Source organism: Dyella sp. OK004 (genome assembly GCF_900114495.1).
Classification (GTDB): domain Bacteria; phylum Pseudomonadota; class Gammaproteobacteria; order Xanthomonadales; family Rhodanobacteraceae; genus Dyella_D.
On the sequence record NZ_FOZI01000002.1, the window covers coordinates 508,207 to 531,016 of the forward strand.

Annotated in this window: 24 protein-coding genes; 7 read left to right on the forward strand and 17 right to left on the reverse strand. The window is 64.1% G+C overall.

Annotation, left to right across the window (positions count from 1 at the left end):
* Nucleotides 1–49 precede the first annotated feature (49 nt).
* From yiaA to yeiP, 3 genes are all read left to right on the forward strand, one after another.
* Nucleotides 50–466, forward strand: coding sequence for an inner membrane protein YiaA (gene yiaA / locus BM338_RS08955; protein ID WP_090450542.1), 417 nt, complete (start codon nt 50–52; stop codon nt 464–466).
* A 239-nt stretch (nt 467–705) separates the two neighbouring features.
* Nucleotides 706–1,473 (forward strand): SDR family NAD(P)-dependent oxidoreductase, encoded by a 768-nt coding sequence (locus BM338_RS08960; protein WP_090450543.1) that lies wholly within the window; start codon nt 706–708, stop codon nt 1,471–1,473.
* A 75-nt stretch (nt 1,474–1,548) separates the two neighbouring features.
* Nucleotides 1,549–2,112 carry an elongation factor P-like protein EfpL gene (gene yeiP / locus BM338_RS08965; RefSeq protein WP_090450544.1) on the forward strand — a complete coding sequence of 188 codons (564 nt, stop codon included), beginning with the start codon at nt 1,549–1,551 and terminating at the stop codon, nt 2,110–2,112.
* 121 nt (nt 2,113–2,233) lie between these two features.
* Here yeiP and BM338_RS21600 read toward each other — a convergent pair whose 3' ends face one another.
* The 3 genes from BM338_RS21600 to BM338_RS08975 form a co-directional block, all read right to left on the reverse strand.
* The gene (locus BM338_RS21600; RefSeq protein WP_177229279.1) at nt 2,234–2,407 is read right to left on the reverse strand and encodes a hypothetical protein; all 174 of its coding nucleotides are present in this window, start codon (nt 2,405–2,407) and stop codon (nt 2,234–2,236) included.
* 23 nt (nt 2,408–2,430) lie between these two features.
* Complete coding sequence (locus BM338_RS08970) at nt 2,431–3,303, reverse strand: thiaminase II/PqqC family protein (RefSeq protein ID WP_218156322.1); 873 nt, start codon at nt 3,301–3,303, stop codon at nt 2,431–2,433.
* 112 nt (nt 3,304–3,415) lie between these two features.
* Entirely contained in the window at nt 3,416–3,958 is a 543-nt protein-coding gene (locus tag BM338_RS08975) for a TetR/AcrR family transcriptional regulator (protein ID WP_090450546.1), read from the reverse strand.
* A 214-nt stretch (nt 3,959–4,172) separates the two neighbouring features.
* Between BM338_RS08975 and BM338_RS08980 the strand changes: the two genes are divergently transcribed.
* The 4 genes from BM338_RS08980 to kynU all read left to right on the forward strand — a co-directional run bounded on the left by BM338_RS08980 (nt 4,173) and on the right by kynU (nt 9,979).
* Nucleotides 4,173–6,260 (forward strand): FUSC family protein, encoded by a 2,088-nt coding sequence (locus BM338_RS08980; protein ID WP_090450547.1) that lies wholly within the window; start codon nt 4,173–4,175, stop codon nt 6,258–6,260.
* Nucleotides 6,261–6,692: 432 nt separating this feature from the next.
* Nucleotides 6,693–7,706, forward strand: a complete 1,014-nt coding sequence (locus BM338_RS08985; RefSeq protein WP_090450548.1) for an amidohydrolase family protein — start codon at nt 6,693–6,695, stop codon at nt 7,704–7,706.
* A gap of 22 nt (nt 7,707–7,728) precedes the next feature.
* Entirely contained in the window at nt 7,729–8,235 is a 507-nt protein-coding gene (locus BM338_RS08990; protein WP_090450549.1) for a hypothetical protein, read from the forward strand.
* A gap of 463 nt (nt 8,236–8,698) precedes the next feature.
* Nucleotides 8,699–9,979, forward strand: coding sequence for a kynureninase (gene kynU / locus BM338_RS08995; protein WP_090450550.1), 1,281 nt, complete (start codon nt 8,699–8,701; stop codon nt 9,977–9,979).
* 14 nt (nt 9,980–9,993) lie between these two features.
* Here the strand turns inward: kynU and BM338_RS09000 are convergent, their stop codons facing one another.
* From BM338_RS09000 to BM338_RS09065, 14 genes are all read right to left on the reverse strand, one after another.
* Entirely contained in the window at nt 9,994–10,356 is a 363-nt protein-coding gene (locus BM338_RS09000) for a nuclear transport factor 2 family protein (protein WP_090450551.1), read from the reverse strand.
* Between the two features lie 3 nt (nt 10,357–10,359).
* The gene (locus BM338_RS09005) at nt 10,360–11,628 is read right to left on the reverse strand and encodes a glutamate-5-semialdehyde dehydrogenase (RefSeq protein WP_090450552.1); all 1,269 of its coding nucleotides are present in this window, start codon (nt 11,626–11,628) and stop codon (nt 10,360–10,362) included.
* Nucleotides 11,625–12,767: a glutamate 5-kinase gene (gene proB, locus BM338_RS09010; protein ID WP_090450553.1), complete on the reverse strand. Its 1,143-nt coding sequence runs from the start codon at nt 12,765–12,767 to the stop codon at nt 11,625–11,627. Before proB ends, BM338_RS09005 begins: the two co-directional genes overlap by 4 nt.
* Nucleotides 12,760–13,107 carry a cupin domain-containing protein gene (locus BM338_RS09015; protein ID WP_090450554.1) on the reverse strand — a complete coding sequence of 116 codons (348 nt, stop codon included), beginning with the start codon at nt 13,105–13,107 and terminating at the stop codon, nt 12,760–12,762. Before BM338_RS09015 ends, proB begins: the two co-directional genes overlap by 8 nt.
* A gap of 8 nt (nt 13,108–13,115) precedes the next feature.
* Nucleotides 13,116–14,411 (reverse strand): argininosuccinate lyase, encoded by a 1,296-nt coding sequence (gene argH / locus BM338_RS09020; protein ID WP_090450555.1) that lies wholly within the window; start codon nt 14,409–14,411, stop codon nt 13,116–13,118.
* A 60-nt stretch (nt 14,412–14,471) separates the two neighbouring features.
* Nucleotides 14,472–15,425 (reverse strand): N-acetyl-gamma-glutamyl-phosphate reductase, encoded by a 954-nt coding sequence (gene argC, locus BM338_RS09025; RefSeq protein WP_090450556.1) that lies wholly within the window; start codon nt 15,423–15,425, stop codon nt 14,472–14,474.
* A gap of 4 nt (nt 15,426–15,429) precedes the next feature.
* Nucleotides 15,430–16,695, reverse strand: a complete 1,266-nt coding sequence (locus BM338_RS09030; protein ID WP_255367289.1) for an acetylglutamate kinase — start codon at nt 16,693–16,695, stop codon at nt 15,430–15,432.
* 37 nt (nt 16,696–16,732) lie between these two features.
* Nucleotides 16,733–17,833 (reverse strand): acetylornithine deacetylase, encoded by a 1,101-nt coding sequence (locus BM338_RS09035; RefSeq protein ID WP_090450558.1) that lies wholly within the window; start codon nt 17,831–17,833, stop codon nt 16,733–16,735.
* 34 nt (nt 17,834–17,867) lie between these two features.
* Nucleotides 17,868–18,308 carry a GNAT family N-acetyltransferase gene (locus BM338_RS09040; protein ID WP_090450559.1) on the reverse strand — a complete coding sequence of 147 codons (441 nt, stop codon included), beginning with the start codon at nt 18,306–18,308 and terminating at the stop codon, nt 17,868–17,870.
* Nucleotides 18,309–18,322: 14 nt separating this feature from the next.
* Nucleotides 18,323–19,525: an argininosuccinate synthase gene (locus tag BM338_RS09045; protein ID WP_090450560.1), complete on the reverse strand. Its 1,203-nt coding sequence runs from the start codon at nt 19,523–19,525 to the stop codon at nt 18,323–18,325.
* Between the two features lie 30 nt (nt 19,526–19,555).
* Entirely contained in the window at nt 19,556–20,032 is a 477-nt protein-coding gene (locus tag BM338_RS09050; protein ID WP_090450561.1) for an OsmC family protein, read from the reverse strand.
* A complete protein-coding gene (locus tag BM338_RS09055; protein ID WP_090450562.1) occupies nt 20,022–20,654 on the reverse strand; it encodes an FMN-binding negative transcriptional regulator in 633 nt (210 codons plus the stop codon). Before BM338_RS09055 ends, BM338_RS09050 begins: the two co-directional genes overlap by 11 nt.
* A 19-nt stretch (nt 20,655–20,673) precedes the next feature.
* Nucleotides 20,674–21,681, reverse strand: coding sequence for an N-acetylornithine carbamoyltransferase (locus tag BM338_RS09060; protein ID WP_090450563.1), 1,008 nt, complete (start codon nt 21,679–21,681; stop codon nt 20,674–20,676).
* A gap of 433 nt (nt 21,682–22,114) precedes the next feature.
* Nucleotides 22,115–22,645, reverse strand: coding sequence for a glycine zipper 2TM domain-containing protein (locus BM338_RS09065; RefSeq protein WP_090450564.1), 531 nt, complete (start codon nt 22,643–22,645; stop codon nt 22,115–22,117).
* Between the last annotated feature and the right edge of the window lie 165 nt (nt 22,646–22,810).

Below are 22,810 nucleotides of genomic sequence, written 5' to 3' on the forward strand. Positions count from 1 at the left end.
CTCGCCAACCCGCGAGGCACGGAACCCCACTCTGCAAAAGGAACCGCACGTGAAACCTGTTGTCCAGAAGCCGTCTGCCGCTTTTATCGCCGTGTCCTGGGCTGCCCTGCTGATCGGCTTCCTGGCCTTTGTGATCGGCCTATGGAACGCCAGCATGCAGCTCAATGAAAAGGGCTATTACTTCGCGGTGCTGATGTATGGCCTGTTCTCGGCGGTATCGGTGCAGAAGAGCGTGCGCGATCGCCAGGAAGGCATCCCGGTCACCAACATCTACTACGGCCTGAGCTGGGTCTCAGTACTGCTGACGGTGGTTCTGCTTACCGTCGGCCTGTTCAACGCCACCTTGAGCCTGAGCGAAAAGGGCTTCTACGCCATGGCCTTTGCGCTGGCGCTGTTCGCCGCCATCGCGGTGCAGAAGAACACGCGCGACAACCAGGCGGCTGAGGGTGGTTACGCGGCGGAGTGAATGCCAGCGGCGCATTTCCCCCTCCCCCTGCTTGCGACGCGAAGCTAGTCCCGTGGGACAGGGGGAGGCCGGGAGGGGTGAGCTCTTGCGAATACCTTCCCCGAAACGCTTTCTCAAGTACTTACCCCTCCCCAACCCTCCCCTGCTGGCAGGGGAGGGAGCGAGGCCCCGCAGCGCGGCGAGCGTGCCGCCACCCTCCTCGGCTACCATTTCGCTTTTCGGCATTCCGAGGACGTTTCATGCAGCTCTCTCAGGTCAAGGCGATCATCACCGGCGGCGCCTCCGGTCTCGGCCACGCGGTGGCGCAGCACTTTGTCGCCAATGGCGGCCAGGTGGCGCTGTTCGACGTCAACGAAGAGAAGGGCCAGGAAGCTGCCAAGGCATTGGGCGCCAGCGCCCGCTTCTTCCGCACTGACGTGACCTCGGAGGAAGGCGTGACGGCGAATGTCGCCGCCGCGCGCGAAGCGATGGATGGCTTGAACGTGGTGATCAACTGCGCGGGCATCCTCGGCGCCGGCCGCGTGCTGGGCAAGGAAGGCCCGATGCCGCTGAATACCTTCGCCACCACCGTGATGGTGAACCTGGTGGGCAGCTTCAACGTGGCCAAGGCTGGCGCGGCCCTGATGCAGAACAACGAGGCAGGCGAAGACGGCGAGCGCGGCGTGATTATCAACACCGCCAGCGTCGCCGCCTACGAAGGCCAGATCGGTCAGGCCGCCTACTCCGCTTCCAAGGGCGGCGTGGTGGGCATGACCCTGCCGATGGCACGCGAGCTGTCGCGCTTCGGCATCCGCGTGGCGACCATCGCACCGGGCATTTTCTGGACACCGATGGTGGACAACATGCCGCCGCAGGTGCAGGAGTCGTTGTCGGCCTCGATTCCGTTCCCGTCGCGCCTGGGCAAGCCGGAGGAATACGCGTCCACCGTCGCGTTTATCCTGGGCAACCGCTATATCAATGGCGAAACCATTCGCCTTGACGGTGCGGTGCGGCTACAGCCGAAGTAACCCCCATCATTGCCGTCATTCCGGCGCTGGCCGGAGTGACGAACCTGAAACTCCCACTCATCCGGTTTCGCATCCATGAAAGCTTCCGACGTCAAGAAAGGCAACGTAATCGAACACGAAGGCATCGTGTACCAGGTGCGCGATATCGAGCGCAGCTCGCCGACGGCGCGTGGCGGCAATGTCACCTTCCGTTTCACGCTGTATTCGATCCCCGGCGCTCGCAAGTTCGACCTGAGCCTGCGTGCCGACGACGACCTGAAGGAAATGGATCTGGTGCGCCGCGCGGCCAACTTCTCGTACATGGACGGCGAAGCGTTCGTGTTCATGGATGCCGAGGACTACACCCAGTACCTGCTGTCGCCAGAACTGGTTGGCGACAACGCCGGCTACATCGTCGAGAGTGTGGAAGGCTTTTACGTGCAACTGATCGACGACGCGCCGGTCGGCCTGCAGGTGCCCACCAGCGTGGTGCTGACCGTGGTGGATACCGCGCCGGAACTGAAGGGGGCCAGCGCCACCAAGCGCACCAAGCCGGCCAAGCTCAATACCGGCGTGGAAATCCAGGTGCCGGAATACGTCACCAACGACGAGAAGGTGTGGGTGAACACGCTGACCGGCGAGTTCGCCGGCCGCGCCTGATCGCCATCAGCCATCGAAAAAAAAGCCCGTGGGGCTCACGGGCGTAAGTTGGACATCACCAGGAAAGTAAGGGGCAAAACCGTCCCCGTCGCCGGGGCTTCGGACGCTTTAGCGCCCGCGTTCAAACCGCAAAACGCCATCCCTGCCGGAAACCATCGCTGCGATGGCTTGAGGTGAGCGAGCCCGGCACATCATGTGCCGGACTCGCAACCTGCTGATCCCGCCCGGCGCGCTGATCAGCACGGCGCATCCTTATGCCCAGCACGTCCATGCACTGTCGGGAAACCCATTCCATGGGTCTCCCTCCTTCACCCAAAACTAGACCGCTTCCGCATAGCCCATGACATGTCCGGGCATGGCCGTGGCCGTCTGTAATCGCTCCAGCTGAGCCGTCCAGAACTGCTCCCACAAATCGCAGTAGCGCATGCAGATCTGCTGCACGCGCTGATACTGGTCGGGGGTGAGCGCCTGGGTCAGGATCAGCCACAAATCGTTTTCGTGATCGTCGTCGGCGGCTTCGGCGCTGGCATCCTCGCTGATGCCGTGCACGTAGTAGTAGCCGTCGTTGACATTGATGCCGAGCGCGCGCGTGGCTTCGCGCAGCGGCGGACTGAACAGGATCACTTCCTCTTCCGCCGCCGCCAGCAGTACCGTCACGTCAAGGTAATTGCCGTAGCTCTGCTCGAGGAATTCGCGCACGGCGCGCGCTATCGAGCTGGGCACGTACGACTGGCGCGCTTGCGCGGTAATGCCGTAGTCGTCGAGTACACGCTCGAACAACGGGTAATGCGCGTAGGAAGGATTGCCGCGGTAGTAACCGTCGGCATCGAAACCGGGACGGAAACCGAATTCGTCCAGATCGTTCAAGGTAATCAGGAAGCGCGGCGCCAGCTTCGCGCCTGGATGCAGGCGCGGTTCCAGCTGGCGGGTCTGCAACTGTGCGGCGAGCAGTGCGTCGGTGAAGATCTGCACGATCGCGTGGCGGTATTCCAGATGGATCGCGCGCATGGTGGCGCGATCGAGTGCGCCGCTGTTGAGCACACCGATGGCGCGATGCCTGGCGACCGGATGGTGCGCAATCAGGTGCCGCAGGTTTTCGACAAAGGCTGCGTTCCGTCGCCACGCATCGTCGGGAATACTGGCCCGCATCGCCGCGACCGCCTTCTTGCGGGGCTGATCCAAATCGGACATCAAGCTAGGCATCGATGTACTCCCCCCTTGCGTTTGACTGCACCATCCAGCACAAAACCAAACGTTTGGTTTTCTACCAGACATAGGAATAGGTGTAAAGCGCCAACTTTTCCTACAGCAGACCCCGCACCTGCTCACTGCACTGTCTGAGGGCACTTTCCTCCCCCACGATCTGTAGCCAGATCACCGCCCCCTCGATCCGCGCCAGGGCGTCGGTGGCCAGCCGCTCGGCCTCGGCCGGGCCGTAGCGCGGTTCCAGCAGGCTGGCCAGCAGATCGCGCCAGTCGCGAAAGAAGGTCTGGATCATTTCCCGGGCCTCCGTGCTTTCCTGCAGGGCATCGGGCCACAGATGCACCAGGGCGCACACCCGGTGCTGGATGTAATAGCTCTCCACCGCATCCACCATCCTGTCCAGGCGCACCTTTTCGCTCAGTTCGGTACGCCGCGCCTCGGCGAACACGCCGTCCTCGAACAGACTGATGACGTGCTGGATCACCTCGATCAACAGGCGCTCTTTGTTGGGGAAGTGGTGGTAGATGCTGCCCTTGAGCAGGCCGCTGGCACGGCCAATGTCAGCCATCGAAGTGCGCCGGTAACCCTTGCTACGGAACAGCGAGAGCGACACCTCGATCAGGTTGCTTGGATCTGTCTTCATGGAAACCCTTTACGAGTCGGAACAGCGGGCGCCCGTCCGAAGCCGGCCGGGACAGCCGTGTGTACTCTAAGCGATTGACGTGTCGGGAAGTCCACGCCCGTCGGTTTCCTGGCGGAGGCCATAATGAGCAAGGTCTGCGCTGTCACAACTTTCCCGCCAACTTCAGGCTGACTCGGGCAGAATCGCAAGATCGTTTAGGAGTGAACGAACCTATATGTCCGCCGGCGGTTACTCGCTACGTGCCTCAGTCATCGAAAGCCTGCTTACCGCCAAGCGACCGGACGTCCCGCCACGGGTAGTGCTACGAAATACCGCCGCGGTCGTATTGCCGCTGGGCATCGGGCTGGCGACCGGCCACCCGGCCGTAGGTCTGGGTATCGCGGCCGGTGCGCTGGACACCATGTTCTCCGACCAGCCGGGACCCTACCGGCAGCGTATGTGGCAGCTGTTCCTGGCCTCGCTGGCGGCGGGACTTGCCTCGCTGCTGGGCTTTCTGATCGGCGATCAGCTGGTGCCGATGCTGATCGCCACTGCGGCGTTCGGTTTCTTCGGCGGCCTGCTGGTGGTGTTCGGGGTGGATATCGCCCGGGTGGGCATGACCAGCATGATTCTGCTGGTAGTCACTGCCGCCTCGCCGACTACTTGGATCGGCGCGCTGAGCGGCGCCGGACTGATCTTCGCCGGCGGTCTGCTGCTGGCGATGTTCTCGGTAGCTGCGTGGCCGCTGCAACGCTATCGCCCGGAGCGGCAGGCGCTGGCCGCGGTGTATCGGGGGCTTTCCAGCCTGGCGCGGCAACAGGCACACGACGATGCCGACGTGCCTGCGCTCACCGAGGCCATGACTACACTGCAGCACACGCTGCTCGGCCGGCACCACGCGCGCGGCCGCGCGATGGAAGCGTTCTGCGTGCTGCTTGAACTGGCCGAACGCATCCGCCTCGAACTCACCGCCATGGCCGAACTGCGTGCCAACCCCACCGTGCACGCCATGTTCCGCGGCGACGCGGCGCGCGTGCTGGCGGCTATCGCCGACGCACTGGAAGAAGGCGAGTCACCGCAACAGGCCGAACGCGCCTTGCAAACCCTGCAGGCCAGCGAGAACGCTCTGCTCGGACGCAACGGCAGCAACGAAAGCCTTGGTGCGCACATCCACGCACTTTCCGGCCAGCTTGCCGCCGCGGTGCGTAATGCCAACTGGGCCGGCAGCCGCGGCGAACTGCGCGCCTCCGCCGCGGAAACACCGCTGCCCACCGCACTGCGTGGCGACTCCGCACTCTCTACTTTGCGCGCCAACCTCACGCCGCATTCGGTCGCGTTCCGTCATGCCGTGCGCAGCGCGGTCTGCCTCAGCGCCGCCCTGCTGGTTGCGCGACAGCTGGGACTGCCGCATGGCTATTGGCTGCCGATGACCGCCGCCATCGTGCTTCGCCCCGACTTCGCCGCCACCTTCAACTTCGGTTTCCTGCGCGTGGTCGGCACCATCCTCGGCCTGATCCTCACCACCGCACTGCTGCACATTTCACCGCACGAACCGTGGGCGCATCTCGCCTTGATGGCGGTGCTATGCATGGCGTTCCGCTACCTCGCCACCGCGCATTACGGCATCGCGGTGGCCGCGCTTACCGGCACCGTGGTGATCCTGCTTTCCTTCGAAGGCGTGAACTCCAGCGACGCAGTGATGGATCGCGTGATCAACACCGCACTGGGTAGCGGCATGGCCCTGCTCGCCTACGTGCTATGGCCCACCTGGGAACGCGGCCGCGCACGCGCCGCCCTCGCCGACATGCTCGATGCCTACGCCGGCTACCTGCACGCACTGTCCCGCCCGGATCGCCGCGACAGCCATCGCGAAGCACGCACCGCCGCGCGCACCGCACGCAGCAATGCGCAAGCCTCACTCGATCGCATGCGCGCCGAACCAGCGACACCCGCGCATCTGCTCGATCTCGCCAGCGCCCTGTTCGCCAACGGCAACCGCCTCGCACGCACCGCGATGACCCTGGAAGCCCTGCTCGACGACCACGAGTCACTCCCCGAGCAAACCGAAATCTCCGCCTTCGTCGAACACACCGCCGCCGCCCTCCACACCATCGCCCTCGCCCTGCGCGACAGCCAATCCCCCACCGACCTCCCCGACCTCCGCGCCCTCCAACGCAGCCTAGCCTCCCTCCTCGCCATGGCAGAAGACCGCCGCTCCGCCGACCTCCTAGGCCGCATCAGCGACCGCCTCGTCGACAACGTAAACACCCTGGCGCACATCGTCGGGCGTGGCGAACGGCAGAAGACCGCCGCGACGGCGTAAACGCCGTCAAGCGAAACCGATTTAGTTTTTAATCCTGATCTCCAGATCCGCCGTGCGGGCCGTCACTCCCCCAAAGAAAACCATCCCGACGCCTGACACTGGAAAAGGCACAGCTACAGAGCACACCGCCTGCTCTCAGGCCATTTCTCTTTGGTTACTTTCTCTTTGGGCCAGCAAAGAGAAAGTGACCCGGACCGCGGCAGCGGTTCGGAAGCCCGCGGCAGGCGAGCCAGCGCACGCAGACGCTAAAACCGGGCGACAACGCCACTGGATGATTCGCTTCGCTCACCCCTTCAGGGCCGCCCATTCGGGCGTTCTTCGCGCTACGCGCTCGTCCTGCCTGCGCAGGGATGACGAGTAGGAGGGAATGTCGCATCCACCCTTGCCGCGGCGCGACAAGGCCCCAGAGCGCGAACCATCTACACTCGCCGCATGCTCAAGATCGATACCCACGCGCACATCCTGCCCCGTGACTGGCCGAATCTTGCGGCCAAATACGGCAACGACCGTTTCCCAGTGATGATCCATAACGACGGACGCCACCGGATCTACAAGGACGGAAAGTTTTTCCGCGAAGTGTGGGAGTCGGCTTTCGATCCCCAGCATCGCATCGACGACTACGCCCGCTTCGGCGTCGGCGTGCAAGTGATCTCCACCGTGCCGGTGCTGCTCTCCTACTGGGCTCCCGGTTATCAGGCGCTGGAACTGCACCGGCATCTCAACGACCACTCCGCCAGTCTGTGCCGCGACTACCCGCGCCACTACGCCGGCATCGGCACCGTGCCGCTGCAGTCGCCGGACCTGGCGATCCGCGAACTGGAACGCTGCATCGACGAACTCGGCCTGCAAGGCGTGCAAGTCGGCTCGCACTGCAACGAGTGGAATCTCGACGCGCCCGAACTGTTCCCGTTCTTCGAAGCCGCCGCCGATCTGGGCGCCGCCGTGCTGGTCCACCCCTGGGACATGATGGGCGCGGCCGAGATGCCGAAATACTGGCTGCCCTGGCTGGTCGGCATGCCGGCCGAGCAATCGCGCGCGGCCTGCTGCCTGGCCTTCGGCGGCGTGCTGGAGCGGCTGCCCAAGCTGCGCGTGATGCTGGCCCATGGCGGCGGCAGTTTTCCGTGGACCATCGGCCGCATCGAGCACGGCTTCCGCATGCGCCCCGACCTGGTCGCCACCGACAACCCGCGCAACCCTCGCGAATACCTGAAAAAACTCTACTTCGACTCCTGCGTGCACGACCCGCAGGCCCTGCGATATCTGCTGGATGTGACCGGCGTCGACCGCGTGATGCTCGGCACCGATTATCCTTTCCCGCTAGGGGAGCAACACCCGGGCAGCGGTATCGAGGCCCTGGGCCTGGACGACACCCAGCGCGCGCGCCTGTTCCACGGCACCGCACTGGAATGGCTGGGGCTGCCCCGCTACCGTTTCGCCACCGACTGAAAACGCACGCACAGGACCAGGCATGAGCTTTTTGCGCAACACCATCGCGGCCGGCGCCCTGCTGCTGGCCGGCACCACCCACGCCACCGACATCACCATGGCCAACGGCAGCGTGCACTTCAGCACGCCCGACAGCTGGCTCGGCATCATGGAAACCCAGGGCGACCCCGAACTGCGCGTATTCCAGGTCCCCGACACCTCCCCCACCGGCAGCACCGCCCTCGCTCGCGTCACCGTGACCGTGAAACAAGTCGCCGACGTCAACGAATTCCAGCAATACATCAACGGCTTCACCGCCAAGGCCAAAGGCCTGAGCGGCTACCAGCCCGGCAACACCCAAGGCCCCAACAGCACCGCCTACACCGCCCAGGAAAACGGCGCCCAATTCAGCTACCTCGAGCGCTACTGGTTCAAAGACGGCCACGCCATTCAGCTGCGCTGCGTACGCCCGGCGCAAAGCCAGGCCGGCCCGGCGTGGAAAGCTGCGTTCGACAAAGGCTGCGATGCGATCGCCGAACACCTGAAGTAATCCATACCTTCGCTGCACCAGAGAAAGCGCACGCAACACGTGCGCTTTTTTTCTTTTCGCCTTCGGCCTCTCCCCGACGACAAAGACGATCCGGCACAAACGAAAACCAACCCAACGTCTGACACTGGAAGATGTGTAGCTACAGAGCACACCGCCTGCTTTCAGGCCATTTCTCTTTGGTTACTTTCTCTTTGGGCCAGCAAAGAGAAAGTGACCCGAACCGCGGCAGCGGTTCGGAAGCCCGCGGCAGGCGAGCCAGAGCACGCAGACGCGACAACCGAGCGACAACGCCACTGGGTCCCTGCCTACGCAGGGACGACGGAGTAGAAACGGCGAACCGAGCACCCCCTCACCCCAGCCCTCTCCCCAAAGAGGGAGAGGGAGAGGGAGAAGATTGCCAGTCTCGGCCACCACTCCCCAATCCCGCTAAGCTGTCCCCACACCCATCCGAGATCCGCCTCCGATGTCGATCCCGTACCAAGCCACCGCCGAATGGGCCCGCGCTCAGGATGCCGCCGACCCGCTGCACGCCTTCCGCGACGAATTCCTGATCCCGCCCCATGAAGGCCGCGACAGCCACTACTTCTGCGGCAACTCGCTGGGCCTGCAGCCGCGCGCCGTGCGCGAAGCGATCAGTTCGGAGCTGGACTACTGGGGCGAGCTGGCGGTGGAAGGCCATTTCAAGGGCCGTCTGCCGTGGATGGACTATCACGAGTTCGTGCGCGACGACCTCGCTGAAGTCGTCGGCGCATTGCCATCCGAAGTGGTGGCGATGAATACGCTGGGCGTAAATCTGCATCTGATGATGGTGAGCTTCTATCGGCCCACGCCGGATCGGCACGCCATCCTCATTGAGGCCGGCGCGTTTCCCACCGATCGCTACGCGGTGGAATCGCAGATCCGCTATCACGGTTTCAGTCCCGCGCTGTCGCTGATCGAGCTGCAGGCCGACGAGCCGAACGGCACTATCTCGATGGCGGCGATCGAGCGCGCGCTGGCGGAACACGGCGAGCGCATCGCCTTGGTATTGCTCCCCGGCGTGCAGTACCGCACAGGCCAGGTGTTCGACCTGGAAGCGATCACTGCGCTGGCGCACAAGCAGGGCTGCATGGTCGGCTTCGATCTCGCCCACGCGGTGGGCAATCTACCGCTGCAATTGCACGACAGCGGCGCCGATTTCGCCATCTGGTGCAGCTACAAATATCTCAACGCCGGTCCAGGCGCGGTCGGCGGTGCCTTTGTGCACGAACGGCACGCCCATACCCACCTGCCCCGTTTCGCCGGCTGGTGGGGACATAACAAGAACACGCGCTTCCAGATGGGCCCGCATTTTGAAGCCACGCCCGGCGCGGACGGCTGGCAGCTGTCCAATCCACCGATTCTGGCGTTGGCGCCGCTGCGCGTGTCGCTGAAGATTTTCCGTCGCGCCGGCATGACGCAGCTGCGCGAGAAATCGCTACGCCTCACTGGCTATCTGGAATGGCTGGTACACAGCCAGCTGGCCGACGTGCTGGAAGTGGTCACGCCGCGCGAACCTTCGCGTCGCGGCTCGCAGCTCTCCATCCGCGTGCTCGGCGGACGCGAACGCGGTCGCGCGTTGTTCCAGTACCTGATGGACCACGGCGTCATCGGCGACTGGCGCGAGCCGGATGTGATCCGTATTTCGCCGGCGCCGCTGTACAACCGTTTCGCCGACTGCCTGGCGTTCGCCGAAGCGGTACGAGCGTGGGTTCACCACGGCTAGCGAAACGGGCACGCCTAGCCGATGCGAGGAGTGCCCTGCTTGAACCAGGCGCGCGCGATCTTGTCCGCTTCGACTTCGTAAATCGCGATCACATCGACCTCGCCCGGTCCTTCCGGGAAACGTCGTGTCACCACTTCCTGATCGACCACCATATTGCCGACGACCATGCGCTTGATCAGGCGGCCGTGCAGGCCCGGCTCCTTGAAGCGCTCGACATGTCTCTCGCGGATCTGTGCCGCGCCATCCGCCAGCAGGGTCGAGGGAAACGCGTAGTACTGGCAATCGTCTGCCCACCACGACATGAAACGCTCGATATCGCGGGCGTTATAGGCATCCAGCTGTTCGCGCACCGGGCGCTTGATGTCAGTGTCGTGCATAGCTCAACCCACCACCCGACTTTGTGGATGCCGTACCTGCCCTTCGCCGTGCACTACGAAGCGCTCGACCGTAAGCGCTTCGGCACCCATCGGTCCATAGGCATGCAGCCGTGTGGTGGAGATGCCGATCTCGGCGCCAAGGCCCAGTTCGCCACCATCGGAAAAACGCGAAGAGGCGTTGACCATCACCACTGCTGAGCGGATCGCGCGCACGAAGCGACGCGCAGCTTCCTCGTCACGAGTTGCGATGACCTCGGTATGGTCAGAGCTGTAGCGGTGGATATGCGCCAGTGCATCATCAAGGTCGTCGACGATGCGCACGGCCAGGATCAGGTCGAGGTACTCGGCGGCGTAGTCGGTTTCGTCGGCGGGCTTCATCTGCGGCACCAGCGTGCGACTGCGTTCGCAGCCACGCAGTTCGACTTGCCGCCGGCCAAGCGCATCGGCGGCACGCGGCAGGAACTCGGCGGCAATCGCTTTGTGCACCAACAGCGTTTCCAGTGCATTGCACACGCCGGGGCGCGAGGTCTTGCCATCCACCAGCAGATCCAGCGCAAGCGCGGGATCGGCGGCGCTGTCCACATAGAGATGGCAAACGCCCTTGTAGTGCTTGATCACCGGCACGCGCGCGTGTTCGGCAACAAAACGGATCAGGCCCTCACCACCGCGCGGTATCGCCAGGTCGACGATGTCGGTGAGTTGCAGCAGCTCGACCATGGCCTCGCGACTCAGATCAGTGATGAGCGTGAGGGCTGCTTGCGGCACACCGTTGGCTGCGAGTGCGCCACGTAAGACTTTCGCGATGGCCGTATTCGAATGCACCGCTTCGGAACCGCCGCGCAGGATCACCCCGTTGCCGGCCATCAAGCACAACGCGGCGGCATCGGCGGTAACGTTGGGACGCGCTTCGTAAATCATCGCCACCACACCCAGCGGTACGCGCACGCGCTCTACCTGCAGGCCATTGGGGCGCGTCTCGCGCCGCGTTACCACGCCCACCGGATCGGGCAGTTCGGCCACTTCGCGCAAAGCCGCGGCGATGGCGGCGACGCGATCCGCATCCAGTCGCAGGCGATCGAGCATGGCGCCTTGCAGGCCTTTTTCCTGCGCTGCGGCCATGTCCCTGGCATTGGCTTCCAGCACGGCACTGCTCTCTGCCAGCAAGGTGTCGGCCATCGCGCGCAGCAAGTAGCGCTTGGCTTCACTGTCGAGCTCGGCCACGGCCAGTGCCGCATCGCGGCAGGCCTGGGCCTGGGTTCGGATCTCGCTCATGCGCCTGCCTCCGTCAAAACGACCAGATCGTCGCGGTGCACCACTTCCGCACCGTAGCTATAACCCAGCACCGCATCGATCTCGCGGCTGTGCTTGCCCGCCAGCCGGCGGACTTCGGCAACGCCGTACTGGCATAGACCACGGGCGATCGGCCGCTGTGCGGCATCGACGATCTCCACCATGTCGCCGCGATGGAACTCGCCTTCGGTACCGACGATGCCACCGGGCAACAGCGAGGCGCGACCACCTCCCAGCGCGCGGGCCGCGCCTTCATCCACGCGGATGCGGCCCGGCGCGGCCGGCGCATGCCGCAACCAGTACTTGCGTGCCTGCATGCGACTGCCGGGCGTGTCGAACAGCGTGCCGTACAGCTGGCCTTCGGCCAACGCCTGCGCGGTGACTGCATTGCGGCCATCGAACAGCACGGTGGGAATACCCGCGGCGGCGGCCTTGATGGCCGCCTCCAGCTTGGTGTGCATACCGCCGGTGCCTACGGTGCTGCCGCTGCCGCCGGCCATGGCCATCACTTCTGGTGTGAGTGCGGGCACGTGAGCGATCGGCATGGCGTTCGGATCGCGGCGCGGATCGGCGCTATAGAGCGCATCGACATCCGACGCGATCAACAGCAGATCGGCATCGACCAGCGCGGCGACGATCGCGGCGAGATTGTCGTTATCGCCCAGCTTGAGCTCATCCACCGCCACCGTATCGTTCTCGTTGACCACCGGCAGCACGTCCAACAGCAGCAACTCACGCAGCGTGGCGCGCGCGTTGAGATAACGGCGGCGGTGGCGCAGGTCGTCGTGGGTCAGCAGTACCTGCGCCACGGGACGCTGGGACAACGACTGCCATAGCGCGATCATCGGCGCCTGACCCAACGCGGCCAGCGCCTGGCGCGCGGCGAGATCGTTGCCGGGCAGCGCTCGTTCGCGCAGCAACGCGCGGCCGGCGGCCACCGCACCCGAGGACACCAGCACCACCTGACGGCCCTGCGCATGACTGCTGGCGATGAATTCCGCCAACGCTCGCGCATGACGAGCAGTGAGGCCACCGCCGTCGGCGGCCAGCAGATTGCTGCCCACCTTCAGCACGGCACGCCGCCAGCTCGGCAAGGCCTGCGCGGGCAAGGACTCAGCCATCCGCCACCTCACGGTCGCCGTGACTCTTGGGCGACGACACCACGATGAAGCGGACTTCACTCGCCGATGCGTTACGCATCTGATGTGCCGCGCCTGGCGGTACATGCAGGCCATGACGCGCACCGAGGCGATGCGCCACGCCGTCCAGCTCCAGCAGCGCCTCGCCTTCCAGCACATAGAAGAACTGGCGCGCGCGTGCGTGGCGATGGCGTACCTCGGCGGTGCCTGGCGGCATACGTTCCTCGATCACACTGAGGTCGTCGCCCTGCAGGAGGTGCCAGCCGTCGCACTGCTGGCCCCAAAGATAATGCGGTGCGTTGGCAGTGCTGACGGCATTCATGGATGGCCTCAGTGATCGAGCGCGGCCAGCCGCGCGGTTAATTCGTCCAGCCGCAGGTCGTGCCCCGAACCGGGCGACACGCGTGCGGCGAGGCTGCTTTCGGGCGAGCGCCCTTCGCCCGCCGATGCGGCAGTCTCGGCGGCCGCACGGTACGCGTCGCGGAACGGCACGCCGGCAGCGGCCTGCTCGATGGCTACGTCAGTGGCGTACATCGCCGGCTCGATCGCCGCGCGCATGGCTGCTTCGTTCCACTGCATGCGCGCCAGGAGATCGGGCACCAGTTCGAGTGCGGCCAGACCGTGACGGCAGCCATGGAACAGCGAGCCCTTGGAGAACTGCAGGTCACGCTGATAGCCGGACGGCAGCGACAACAGCTGTTCGATCTCGGTGCGCGCCGCCGCGACGCTGGCGTAGCTGGCACGCAGCAGTTCGACCACATCCGGGTTGCGCTTGTTCGGCATGATCGAGCTGCCGGTGGTGTACTCCGACGGCAGCTTCACGAAGTTGAACTCGGCCGTGGTGAACAGCGAGAGATCCCAGGCCAGGCGGCGCAGATCGAGCAAGGCACCGGCGATGGCTTCCAGCACGGCCATTTCAAACTTGCCGCGCGACAGCTGCGCATAGATCGGCGATACCTGCATGCGCGCGAAGCCCAGCGCATGCGTGGTGTGCTCGCGATCCAGCTTGAGGTTCACGCCGTAGCCGGCCGCGGTACCCAACGGATTGGCGTCGATCAGCAACGCGGTCTGCTGCGCACGCAACGCGTTGTCGATGAATCCCTCGGCAAAACCGGCGAACCACATGCCAGTGGAAGACACCACGGCGCGCTGCAGATGTGTGTAACCCGGCAGCGGCACTGCCGGCTGCGCAGCACGTTCAAGGCAGACCCTGGCGATGGCACGGCAATGCGTTTCCAGCGCGGCGAGCCGATCCTTCAGCCATAGGCGGGTGGCAACCAGGATCTGGTCGTTGCGGCTGCGTCCGGTGTGCACGCGGCGACCGGCGTCGCCGAGGCGTTCGGTAAGGCGTGCTTCGATCGCCGAATGGCCATCTTCAAAGCGTTCGTCGAGCACGAAGCTGCCGTTGCGGAAATCCTCCGCCAGCACATCCAGTTCGCGCTTCAGTGCCTGCGCCTCGTCGGTGCTGACCACGCCGATATTGGCGAGACCTTCGACGTGGGCCTTGCTGGCGGTGATGTCGTGCAGGAAGAACTCGCGATCCAGCAGCACGTCGTCGCCAGCCAGAAACTTCATGATGCGGGCGTCGATCTTGATATCGGATTTCTGCCAGAGAGGCTGAGTCATGGGGAATCCTGTTGAAGCTAGTAGCGAATGGCGGAGTGAGTAACGAGCAAGCCGCTGGGCTCAGAGCGGAATCGCGGTGTACTCGTCCACGCCGATCGCGCGATTGATGTTCTGGATGGCCTGGGTCGCCGCGCCCTTGAGCAGGTTGTCGAGCGTGGCGACCACCACCACTCGCTTGCCGTCCACCGACACCGCAAAGCCGCCGACTTCGGCGTGGTGCTTGTGAGCGATGTGGCTGACCCACGGCGCATCGTCCAGCACCTTGACCAGCTTTTCGCCGTCGTAGGCGTGGTGGAAACGCGCCAGGATGTCTTCGCGCTTGATGGGGCGAACCAGATACAGGTTGGTGGTCACCGTAAGGCCACGGAAATGCGGTGCCACGTGCGGCATGAACTCCACCGGCAGACCGAGATGGCGGCTCGCTTCCTTCTCATGCATGTGCCCGGTAAGCGAATACGGCATCAGATTATCGCGCAGCTTCTCGGGATCGTTCTTGTCCGACGGCGTGGTACCGGCGCCGGAGTAGCCCGATACGCCGAAACTCACCGGCGGCGCAGCGAGAAGATCCTTCAAGGGAGCGATGGAAAGCTGCACGGCGGTGGCATAGCAACCGGGATTGCTGATGCGCTTCTCGCCGCGCCACTTGTCGCGGGTCAACTCCGGCAGGCCGTAATACCAACGCTCATCGAAGCGATAGTCGGCTGACAGGTCGAGGATCAGCGTGTCCGGCTTTGCCGCATCCAGCGCCTCGACATAAGCCGCCGCCTTGCCGTTCGGCAAGGCGAGGATCACCACATCGGCACCTTGCGCGGCGACGTCCGCCGGGTCGAGGTTCGCGTAGCGCAGCTCGCTGGCGTAGCCGTCGATATGATCGGCTACGCGCTGCCCGTCCAGCTCGCGCGAGGACACGAAGATCAGTTCCAGCGCCGGATGCGCCGCGATCAGGCGAATCAGCTCAGCACCGGTATGGCCGCGTGCGCCGACGATGCCGATGGTTTTCTTGGATGTGTTCATAGGGTCAGTCCACCAGGGTCGCCGGACGGGTGGAGCAGTGCGCCACGCAGCGTTCGATCTCTGCGAAATCCTTCAGGCCGTACCAGAACACCTTCCAGCGCTCCTGCTTGAAGCAGCCATCGGATTCGGCGTAGTAGAAGATGTTGACCTGGTTGCCATGGCGCGAGCGCCAGAACAGCTGCGGATTCTCTTCGCGCATCACCTGCCACACTGCACGGCCAAGGCCTTCGCCCTGCGCGTCATCCAGCACCGCGAACTTGTCGAGGTAGGCCAGGCCTTCGTCCTTGGTCAGAATCATCGCGGCGCGATAGTTCTCGCTGACATAGATGCGATAGGGCTTAGTGCGCTCGAAATAGTCAGGCACCACCGCACGGCCAAAGCTGGATTCGATCAGTTCGCGCATGCGGGCCTGGTCGATACCGTCCCACGATTCGAAGCGCAGCACCTTTTCGCCACGACGCACCAGAGTGCCGGAGCCCTTGTGGGTGAACAGTTCCTTGGCCAGCTCGGCCGGCCGCGTGATCGATACCGACGAGGTCAGCGGCAGGCTCGACAGCAGGTCGGCGATCTGTTCGATCTTCACGCGCATGCCGCCGTTGATCCACGGCTGCGCCATCAGGTGGTCGTACTCGGTGCTGAGGTTGATCGAATCGATCACCTTGCCCTGATCATCCAGCAGACCGCCGGTACCGGTGAGGAACACGATCTTGTACGGCTGCAGCACGCGCACCAGTTCGTTGGCGGCGAAGTCGGCGTTGATGTTGAGGATCTGCCCTTCCTCAGTCTCGCCCAGGCTGGCGATGACCGGGATGGAACCGGCACGCAAGCTGGCCTCGATCGGCGCAAGATTGATGCTGCTGACCTTGCCGACCAGGCCGTAGACGTCACGATCCAGATAATTGGAAGTGAATACGCCCGACGGCACCGAGGTGGCACGGGTATCCATCGATTGCAGCGCTTCCACCAGGCGCAGGTTCTGCTCCTGGAACACCTTGCGCACGATGGCGAGCGCCCGCGGCGAGGTTACGCGCAAGCCGTTGACGGTCTGTTTCTCGATGCCAGCTGCCGACAACTCTTCGTCCAGCTGCGGACCGGCACCGTGCAGCACGATCGGCGTCAGGCCAACCTGCTGCAGGAAAGTCAGCGACGACGTCAGCGCCGGCAGATCGTCGCGCAGCACCGCTCCACCGACCTTGACCACGGCAAAGCGCTTCGCGTCCAGCTGCGAAAAACGCTTGAGGTATTGCTGAATTTCCTTCGCGCTGCCCATGCTCGACAGCAGTCGAACAATGGTCTTGCGGGTGTGCTTATGCGCTTCCACGGTCAATGATCCGGTAAATGGTTTGTGCGTAATGGTCGAGCTGGTCCAGCGCCACCCACTCATCGGCGCTGTGTGCTTGAGCGATGTCGCCGGGGCCGTAGACGAAGGAGATGTAGCCGGCGGCGGAGAACAGCGCGGCTTCCGTCCAGAAATTCACGGCATTGCCGACCGGGATGTTCAGTTCGTCGGCCAGATCGCGCGCAGCCAGTCGGCGCGTTTCCGCCGTAGCGGTGTCGCCCGCTGGCAGCGAATCGCCGCGGAAGGTTTCGCCGTATTCCACCGGGTGGGGTTCGACCAGGGTGCGGAAGGTTTCCAGCATCTGGTCGGCGTCCATCGACGGCAGCGGACGGAAACCGAAGCGTACGTCAGCGGTCGGTGCGATCACGTTGGCCTTGATGCCGCCCTCGATCTTGCCGATGTTGAAACGCAGGCCGGTCAGGCCCCCAAAACGCTCGTGCGACTGTGCCTTCACGAAATCCAGTGCCGCCGTACCCCAGCGCACCGCCTGATGCAGCGCGCTGTCCGACGCCTTCTGCTCGCCGGAGGCATGGCCGGCTTTGCCGGTGAAGCGCATCTGCACCGAATGGATGCCGCGATGCGCCAGCACCGCCTCACCCTTGGTCGGCTCGGCCACGATCACGGCCTCATAGACCGGCTTGTCTTTGAGGAAGCCGTCGATGCAGCGCGCATCGTTGGCCTCTTCGTCGGTCGACAGCAGCAGCGCCATGTCGCCCTTGGTGGCATTGGCCACCGCGACCAGCGCGGCCGCCGCACCCTTGATGTCACACGCACCCAGGCCGATGGCGCGATCGCCTTCGACACGCAGGGTGTGCGGGTCGGCGGTCCAGTGCGGCGAATCCGGCACGGTGTCCATATGCACGTTGAACAGATACTTCGGCTTGCCGCGCACTGCGTAGAGATTCACTGCGCCGGCACCGAAGTCGGTCACCGTCACCTCGAATCCCTGCAAGTGTTCGCGCAGGTAATCGAAGATGCCGCCCGTACTGATTTCGCGCGGCGGGTTGCGCGTGTCGAAGCCAACCAGGGCCCGAAGATGCTTAAGAGTTTCGTCGAGTAGTGCGCTCATGAGGTCCGTCTGTGGGATGGCGTAGTCGAAGTTGTCATCGTCGGATCGCGGACGCGTAGACGTCCGGCTTGTAGATTTCCATCAGCGTCTCCGGTCGCTGCGGCGAGGTGAAACCGTGGCGAGCATACAGTTCGTGTGCGTCGCCAGTGGCGAGGGTGAAGCGGCGCAGCCCTTGCAACTCAGGGTGATCCAGCACCGCTTGCACCATCTGCTTGCCATAGCTATGGCCGCGGTATTCGGGAAGCACGAATACGTCGACCAGGTTGGCAAAGGTGGCGAAGTCGGAAATGACCCGTGCGAACGCCACCTGAGCCTTGTCGACAAAGCCACCGAAGCACAGTGAGTGTTCGATCGATTTGCGCACCCGCTCCTGCGAAATCCCCTTGGCCCAGTAGGTGTGGGTGGAAAGGAAATGGTGGATCAGGGCGAGATCGAGTTCGCTCCGCTCCGTGCTGATGCGCAAGTCGCCGCTCATCGCCGCGCCGCCTCTCAGGCTTTGCCGCTGCGGTTGATTTCAGCCCACAGCGTGCTGCTCATGCCGAACAGCTTGATGAAGCCCTCGGCCTCTTCCACGCCCCAGTCGGCGGACTGCGCGTAGGTGGCTCCCTTGGCATTGAGGATGTGCGGCGAGCGGATTTCCACGGCGGTGACCTGCGCACCCGACGTTTCCAGCACCACTTCGCCGTTGACGCAGCTCTGGCTGGAAGCGAGGTAGGCTTCGAGGTCGGTCTTGATCGGGTCGTGGAAGAAGCCCTCGTAGACCACCTCCACCCACTTGCGCGCCACTTCCGGCTTGAAGCGGTTCTGCTGCTTGCTCAGCACGGCTTCTTCCAGCGCGCGGTGTGCGGCGAGCAGCGAGATCAGGCCCGGGGCTTCATACACGATGCGGCCCTTCAGGCCGATGGTGGTGTCGCCGGTATACATGCCGCGACCCACGCCATAGGGCGCGAACAGCTCGTTGAGCTTGGCCAGCAGCTTGGCGCCGGGCAGCTTCTGGCCGTTGAGCGACACGGCCTCGCCCTTCTCGAAACCCAGGGTCACGGTGAGCTTTTCGGACGGCCATTCGGCACGTGGCTTGCACCAGCCGCGCGCGCCTTCGCCCGGGGTTTTCCAATGATCGATCTCGCCGCCGGAGAGCGTCACACCCAGCAGGTTCTCGTTGATGGTGTAGCTCTTCTGCTTGGCGCGCACGTCGAAACCGCGCTCTTCCAGATAGGCCTGCTCATAGGCGCGGGTCTGCGTGTGTTCTTTCTGGATCTCGCGGATCGGTGCCACGATCTCGTAGTCGCCCAACGCCTTGACCGCCAGATCGAAACGCACCTGGTCGTTGCCCATGCCGGTGCAGCCATGCGCGATAGCCTTGGTGCCCAGCTCGGCGGCACGCTTGATCGCGGCATCGACGATCAGGTAACGATCCGAGACCAGCAGCGGGTACTGACCCTGATAGCCCTCGCCGGCCTGCACGAACGGCTTCACGAAGCCTTCCCAGATCGCCGGGCCGCCGTCCACGGTGACATGGCTCGCCACGCCCAGCTCCTTCGCACGCGCTTCAATGTAAGCGCGCTCCTCGGCATCCACGCCGCCGGTATCGGCGAACACGGTGTGCACGGCCCAGCCGCGTTCCTTCAGATAGGGCACGCAGAAACTGGTGTCGAGGCCACCGGAGAAGGCGAGAACGATATCTTTGCTCATGGCTTGCGAAATCCTGGAATGAGTGAAAGGTCAGGCGGATGCAGTGACGATGCGCGGTTCGCAGCGCACCGGGAAATTCATGGAGTTGGCGATGAAGCAGGCGTGGTGCGCGTCTTCATGCACGGCGGCTGCCTTGGCGGCATCGCTTTCTGCGGTAACAGTCACCAGCGGACGCAATACGACTTCGGTAAAGCGGCCACCCTTGTCGTCGACCACCAGCAGGCCTTCCGCCTGATCGACGTAGTCGGTCACCACTACACCTGCGACGGCGGCGAGATGCAGATACCACAGCATATGGCAGCTCGATAACGAGGCCACCAGCATGTCTTCCGGGTTGTGCTTGCTACCGTCACCGCGAAATGCGGCATCAGACGAGCCGGCGATCACCGGTTTGCCGGCGATGCGAACCTCGTGTTCGCGGCCGTAGCCCTGATAGGTGCGAGTGCCGGTACCGTGGTTGCCGGTCCACACGACTTCGACGGTATAGCGATGCTGGTCATGCGCCATCGGGGAGTTCCTTGGTCTGGATCATCAGCTTGGCAAGATCGTGGTCATGCCGGTGTGCGCGCTCACGCAGACCGTCGACGACACCGGCGCGATTGCCCGCCGGATGGTTCTGGCTGAGCTTGAACTTGCCTTCGATGCGGTCGATGGTGATTTCGAGCCCGACGATGGCTTTCAACAGTTTGCCGGTGTGGTCCGCCGGTGCGTCGGTCACGCGCCAGGGTTGTGCTTGCCCCGCTTCGTGATGGTCGGTCAGCCGGTGCAGCAGCGCGAGCAACCAGTCGCTGTCTTCGACGACGCGGAGACGGCCGTGGACATGCACGACGGCGTAATTCCACGTGGGTACTTCGCGGCCGGTCTCATGCTTGCTCGGATACCAGTTGGGGCTGACGTAAGCATCCGGCCCCTGGAAGATCACCAGCACTTCGGCTCCGTCGGCCTGGGCCAGCTCGTTGCCGCGCGCCACGTGACCATGCAGCGTCGACTCGCTTATCAGCTCCAGCGGCAGATGATTGGCGGCAAGGCCGGCTGAAGCGGCAGTCACCACCGTGGCGAACGGATAGTCACGCATCAACGCCTGCAAGGCATCGCTGCGTGTTTCCTTGAATGACCGGGGCATGTACATGCGACGGGTTCCGTCCCGCTCAGCGCTGGTTGATGAGCGAGGCCATCACTGCCTTCTGTACGTGCAAGCGGTTTTCGGCTTCATCAATGGCGATGCAGGCGGGCGAATCCATCACCGCATCGGTGGCCTTGATGTTCCGGCGCAGCGGCAGGCAATGACTGAAGAGACCGTTGTTGGTCAGCGCCATCTTCTGTTCGTCGACGATGAAGTGCTTGTGCGCATCGCGGATCGGCTTCTCCTGCTCCCAGCGGCCGAAGAACGGCAGCGCGCCCCAACTCTTGGCGTAGACCACGTCGGCGCCGCTATAGGCTTCCTCGATGTTGTGGCTGATTTTGAGCGAGCCGCCGTTCTCTTTGGCGTTCTGGTAGCCGTAGGCCATGTAGCGCTCGTCCAGTACGTAGTCGGGCGTGGGACATAGCAACGTCACGTCCATGCCGAGCTTGGTGGCGATCAGCAGGGCCGAATTGGCGACCGCAGTGTTGAGCGGCTTGGGGTGATAGGTCCAGGTCAGCACGTATTTCTTGTTTTGCAGATCGCCCAGGTGTTCCTTCATCGCCAGCGCGTGGGCCAGCTCCTGGCAGGGGTGAGTGATGGTTTCCATGTTGATCACCGGCACCGTCGCGTACTGGGCGAAGGCCTTGATCACCTTGTCCTCGCGGTCCACCGACCAGTCCTGAAATTTGGGGAAGGCGCGCACAGCGATCAGGTCGACGTAGCGGCTCAGCACGCGCGCCACTTCGGCGATGTGCTCTTCGGTATCGCCGTCCATCACGCTGCCCACTTCGAACTCGATCGGCCATGCGTCCTTGCCGGGTGCCAGCACGATGGCGTGGCCGCCGAGATGGAAGGCGCCGAGTTCAAAGCTAGTGCGCGTGCGCATGGAGGGATTGAAGAACAGCAGCGCCACCGATTTGCCGGCCAGCTGCTGGCCGCGCGGCGAGCGCTTGAACTCAGCTGCCTGTGCCAGCAGACCATCGATCTCGGCGCGGCTGTAATCCTGGGTGGTGAGGAAATGGCGAAGCGTCATGACGTGGTGCCTTTGTAGTCCAATTCGAAATGTTGAGCCCTGCGAGCACACCGCCACTCATGTGGTGGGCATCTGCGGGATAGCTACCCGGCCAGGCCGGTCCAACCGAACATCTGAAATCAAAACCCGGAAATCAAAAACAAAAAAACCCGGCGCGATGGCCGGGTCTTTGTCGTCGATACACATGAAATGCGTGCGACAGCCTACCCGGCCGAATGTCGGACCAGCGGTCGGCGCGCACGCGACGTCATGCCAGCGGCCATGCGGGCGCTGGTGAGTACGGTAGCGGTATAGACGGCTGCGGACATGAGGTTTCCGGACAGGTGAGCGCGCATCATGACGGGATTTCCGCTGCCATGCAACATGCGCTCCGCGCAAAAAGAACCGCCGCCCGAAGGCGGCGGCGGGTTGGACTCCCCACGACAGGTCCGGCTCAGTCGGCCGGGGCCACGCTGACCCGTACACGCAGGCGCTCGCCCGGGTCGTAGTTCAGCCGCGACACGTAAACCTCGCCGCGATAACGGTATTCCACGTCATAGCCCATGATGCGTCGCTGTTCGCTGACGGCAGCCACCTGACGGCAGCGCGTTTCGGTGGATTCGTATTCACCACCACCGCTGCGCGACACGCTATTGCCTACGGCACCGCCGGCCACCGCGCCGGCCACCGTAGCCGCCTTGCGCCCGTCGCCCTTGCCGACCGTGCTGCCCAGCACGCCACCGACTACGGCGCCCAGGATGGTGCCAGCCGCGCTGCCGGTGCCCGGGTCGCGGCGCACCACTTGCTGGTCGTAGCACTCCTGGCGTGGCACTTCGGTGCGCGAGACGCCGTAGACCGGGTCCACGCGCAGCACATCGGCCCAGCCGTAGTGGGTATTGTCGTCATTAGGGTAACGCGCATCCTGCGCACCGACGCTGGCGGCTGCGAGACTCAGCACCAGCGCGGGGAAAAACAACTTGGTCATCGCGACCTCTCCAGCGGGGGGCTTCGGGCGCTTCTATGCGCTTATGTGAATTCCAACAAAACCTCTCTGAATCCACCCTTAGAATAACCAGGTCCCAGCGGCCCTGCTTACACCTTGTTAAGATGCCCGGCTGGCCTGCGCCCTGCCCACGCGGCCTTCCACCGG

Excerpts from the sequence above, each read along its gene's own strand:
- BM338_RS09050 (WP_090450561.1), bottom strand. The coding sequence starts at position 20,032 with ATGGCGCATGACCAGCATCGCTATACCGTCGAAGTCGTGTGGACCGGC.
- BM338_RS08960 (WP_090450543.1), top strand. The coding sequence starts at position 706 with ATGCAGCTCTCTCAGGTCAAGGCGATCATCACCGGCGGCGCCTCCGGT.
- BM338_RS08980 (WP_090450547.1), top strand. The coding sequence starts at position 4,173 with ATGTCCGCCGGCGGTTACTCGCTACGTGCCTCAGTCATCGAAAGCCTG.
- BM338_RS21600 (WP_177229279.1), bottom strand. The coding sequence starts at position 2,407 with ATGGAATGGGTTTCCCGACAGTGCATGGACGTGCTGGGCATAAGGATG.
- kynU (WP_090450550.1), top strand. The coding sequence starts at position 8,699 with ATGTCGATCCCGTACCAAGCCACCGCCGAATGGGCCCGCGCTCAGGAT.
- BM338_RS09035 (WP_090450558.1), bottom strand. The coding sequence starts at position 17,833 with ATGAGCGCACTACTCGACGAAACTCTTAAGCATCTTCGGGCCCTGGTT.
- argH (WP_090450555.1), bottom strand. The coding sequence starts at position 14,411 with ATGACTCAGCCTCTCTGGCAGAAATCCGATATCAAGATCGACGCCCGC.
- BM338_RS09065 (WP_090450564.1), bottom strand. The coding sequence starts at position 22,645 with ATGACCAAGTTGTTTTTCCCCGCGCTGGTGCTGAGTCTCGCAGCCGCC.
- BM338_RS08975 (WP_090450546.1), bottom strand. The coding sequence starts at position 3,958 with ATGAAGACAGATCCAAGCAACCTGATCGAGGTGTCGCTCTCGCTGTTC.
- BM338_RS09045 (WP_090450560.1), bottom strand. The coding sequence starts at position 19,525 with ATGAGCAAAGATATCGTTCTCGCCTTCTCCGGTGGCCTCGACACCAGT.
- BM338_RS09000 (WP_090450551.1), bottom strand. The coding sequence starts at position 10,356 with ATGCACGACACTGACATCAAGCGCCCGGTGCGCGAACAGCTGGATGCC.
- BM338_RS08985 (WP_090450548.1), top strand. The coding sequence starts at position 6,693 with ATGCTCAAGATCGATACCCACGCGCACATCCTGCCCCGTGACTGGCCG.
- BM338_RS09005 (WP_090450552.1), bottom strand. The coding sequence starts at position 11,628 with ATGAGCGAGATCCGAACCCAGGCCCAGGCCTGCCGCGATGCGGCACTG.
- yeiP (WP_090450544.1), top strand. The coding sequence starts at position 1,549 with ATGAAAGCTTCCGACGTCAAGAAAGGCAACGTAATCGAACACGAAGGC.
- proB (WP_090450553.1), bottom strand. The coding sequence starts at position 12,767 with ATGGCTGAGTCCTTGCCCGCGCAGGCCTTGCCGAGCTGGCGGCGTGCC.
- BM338_RS09015 (WP_090450554.1), bottom strand. The coding sequence starts at position 13,107 with ATGAATGCCGTCAGCACTGCCAACGCACCGCATTATCTTTGGGGCCAG.
- argC (WP_090450556.1), bottom strand. The coding sequence starts at position 15,425 with ATGAACACATCCAAGAAAACCATCGGCATCGTCGGCGCACGCGGCCAT.
- BM338_RS09040 (WP_090450559.1), bottom strand. The coding sequence starts at position 18,308 with ATGAGCGGCGACTTGCGCATCAGCACGGAGCGGAGCGAACTCGATCTC.
- BM338_RS08990 (WP_090450549.1), top strand. The coding sequence starts at position 7,729 with ATGAGCTTTTTGCGCAACACCATCGCGGCCGGCGCCCTGCTGCTGGCC.
- BM338_RS08970 (WP_218156322.1), bottom strand. The coding sequence starts at position 3,303 with ATGTCCGATTTGGATCAGCCCCGCAAGAAGGCGGTCGCGGCGATGCGG.
- BM338_RS09055 (WP_090450562.1), bottom strand. The coding sequence starts at position 20,654 with ATGTACATGCCCCGGTCATTCAAGGAAACACGCAGCGATGCCTTGCAG.
- BM338_RS09060 (WP_090450563.1), bottom strand. The coding sequence starts at position 21,681 with ATGACGCTTCGCCATTTCCTCACCACCCAGGATTACAGCCGCGCCGAG.
- BM338_RS09030 (WP_255367289.1), bottom strand. The coding sequence starts at position 16,695 with ATGGGCAGCGCGAAGGAAATTCAGCAATACCTCAAGCGTTTTTCGCAG.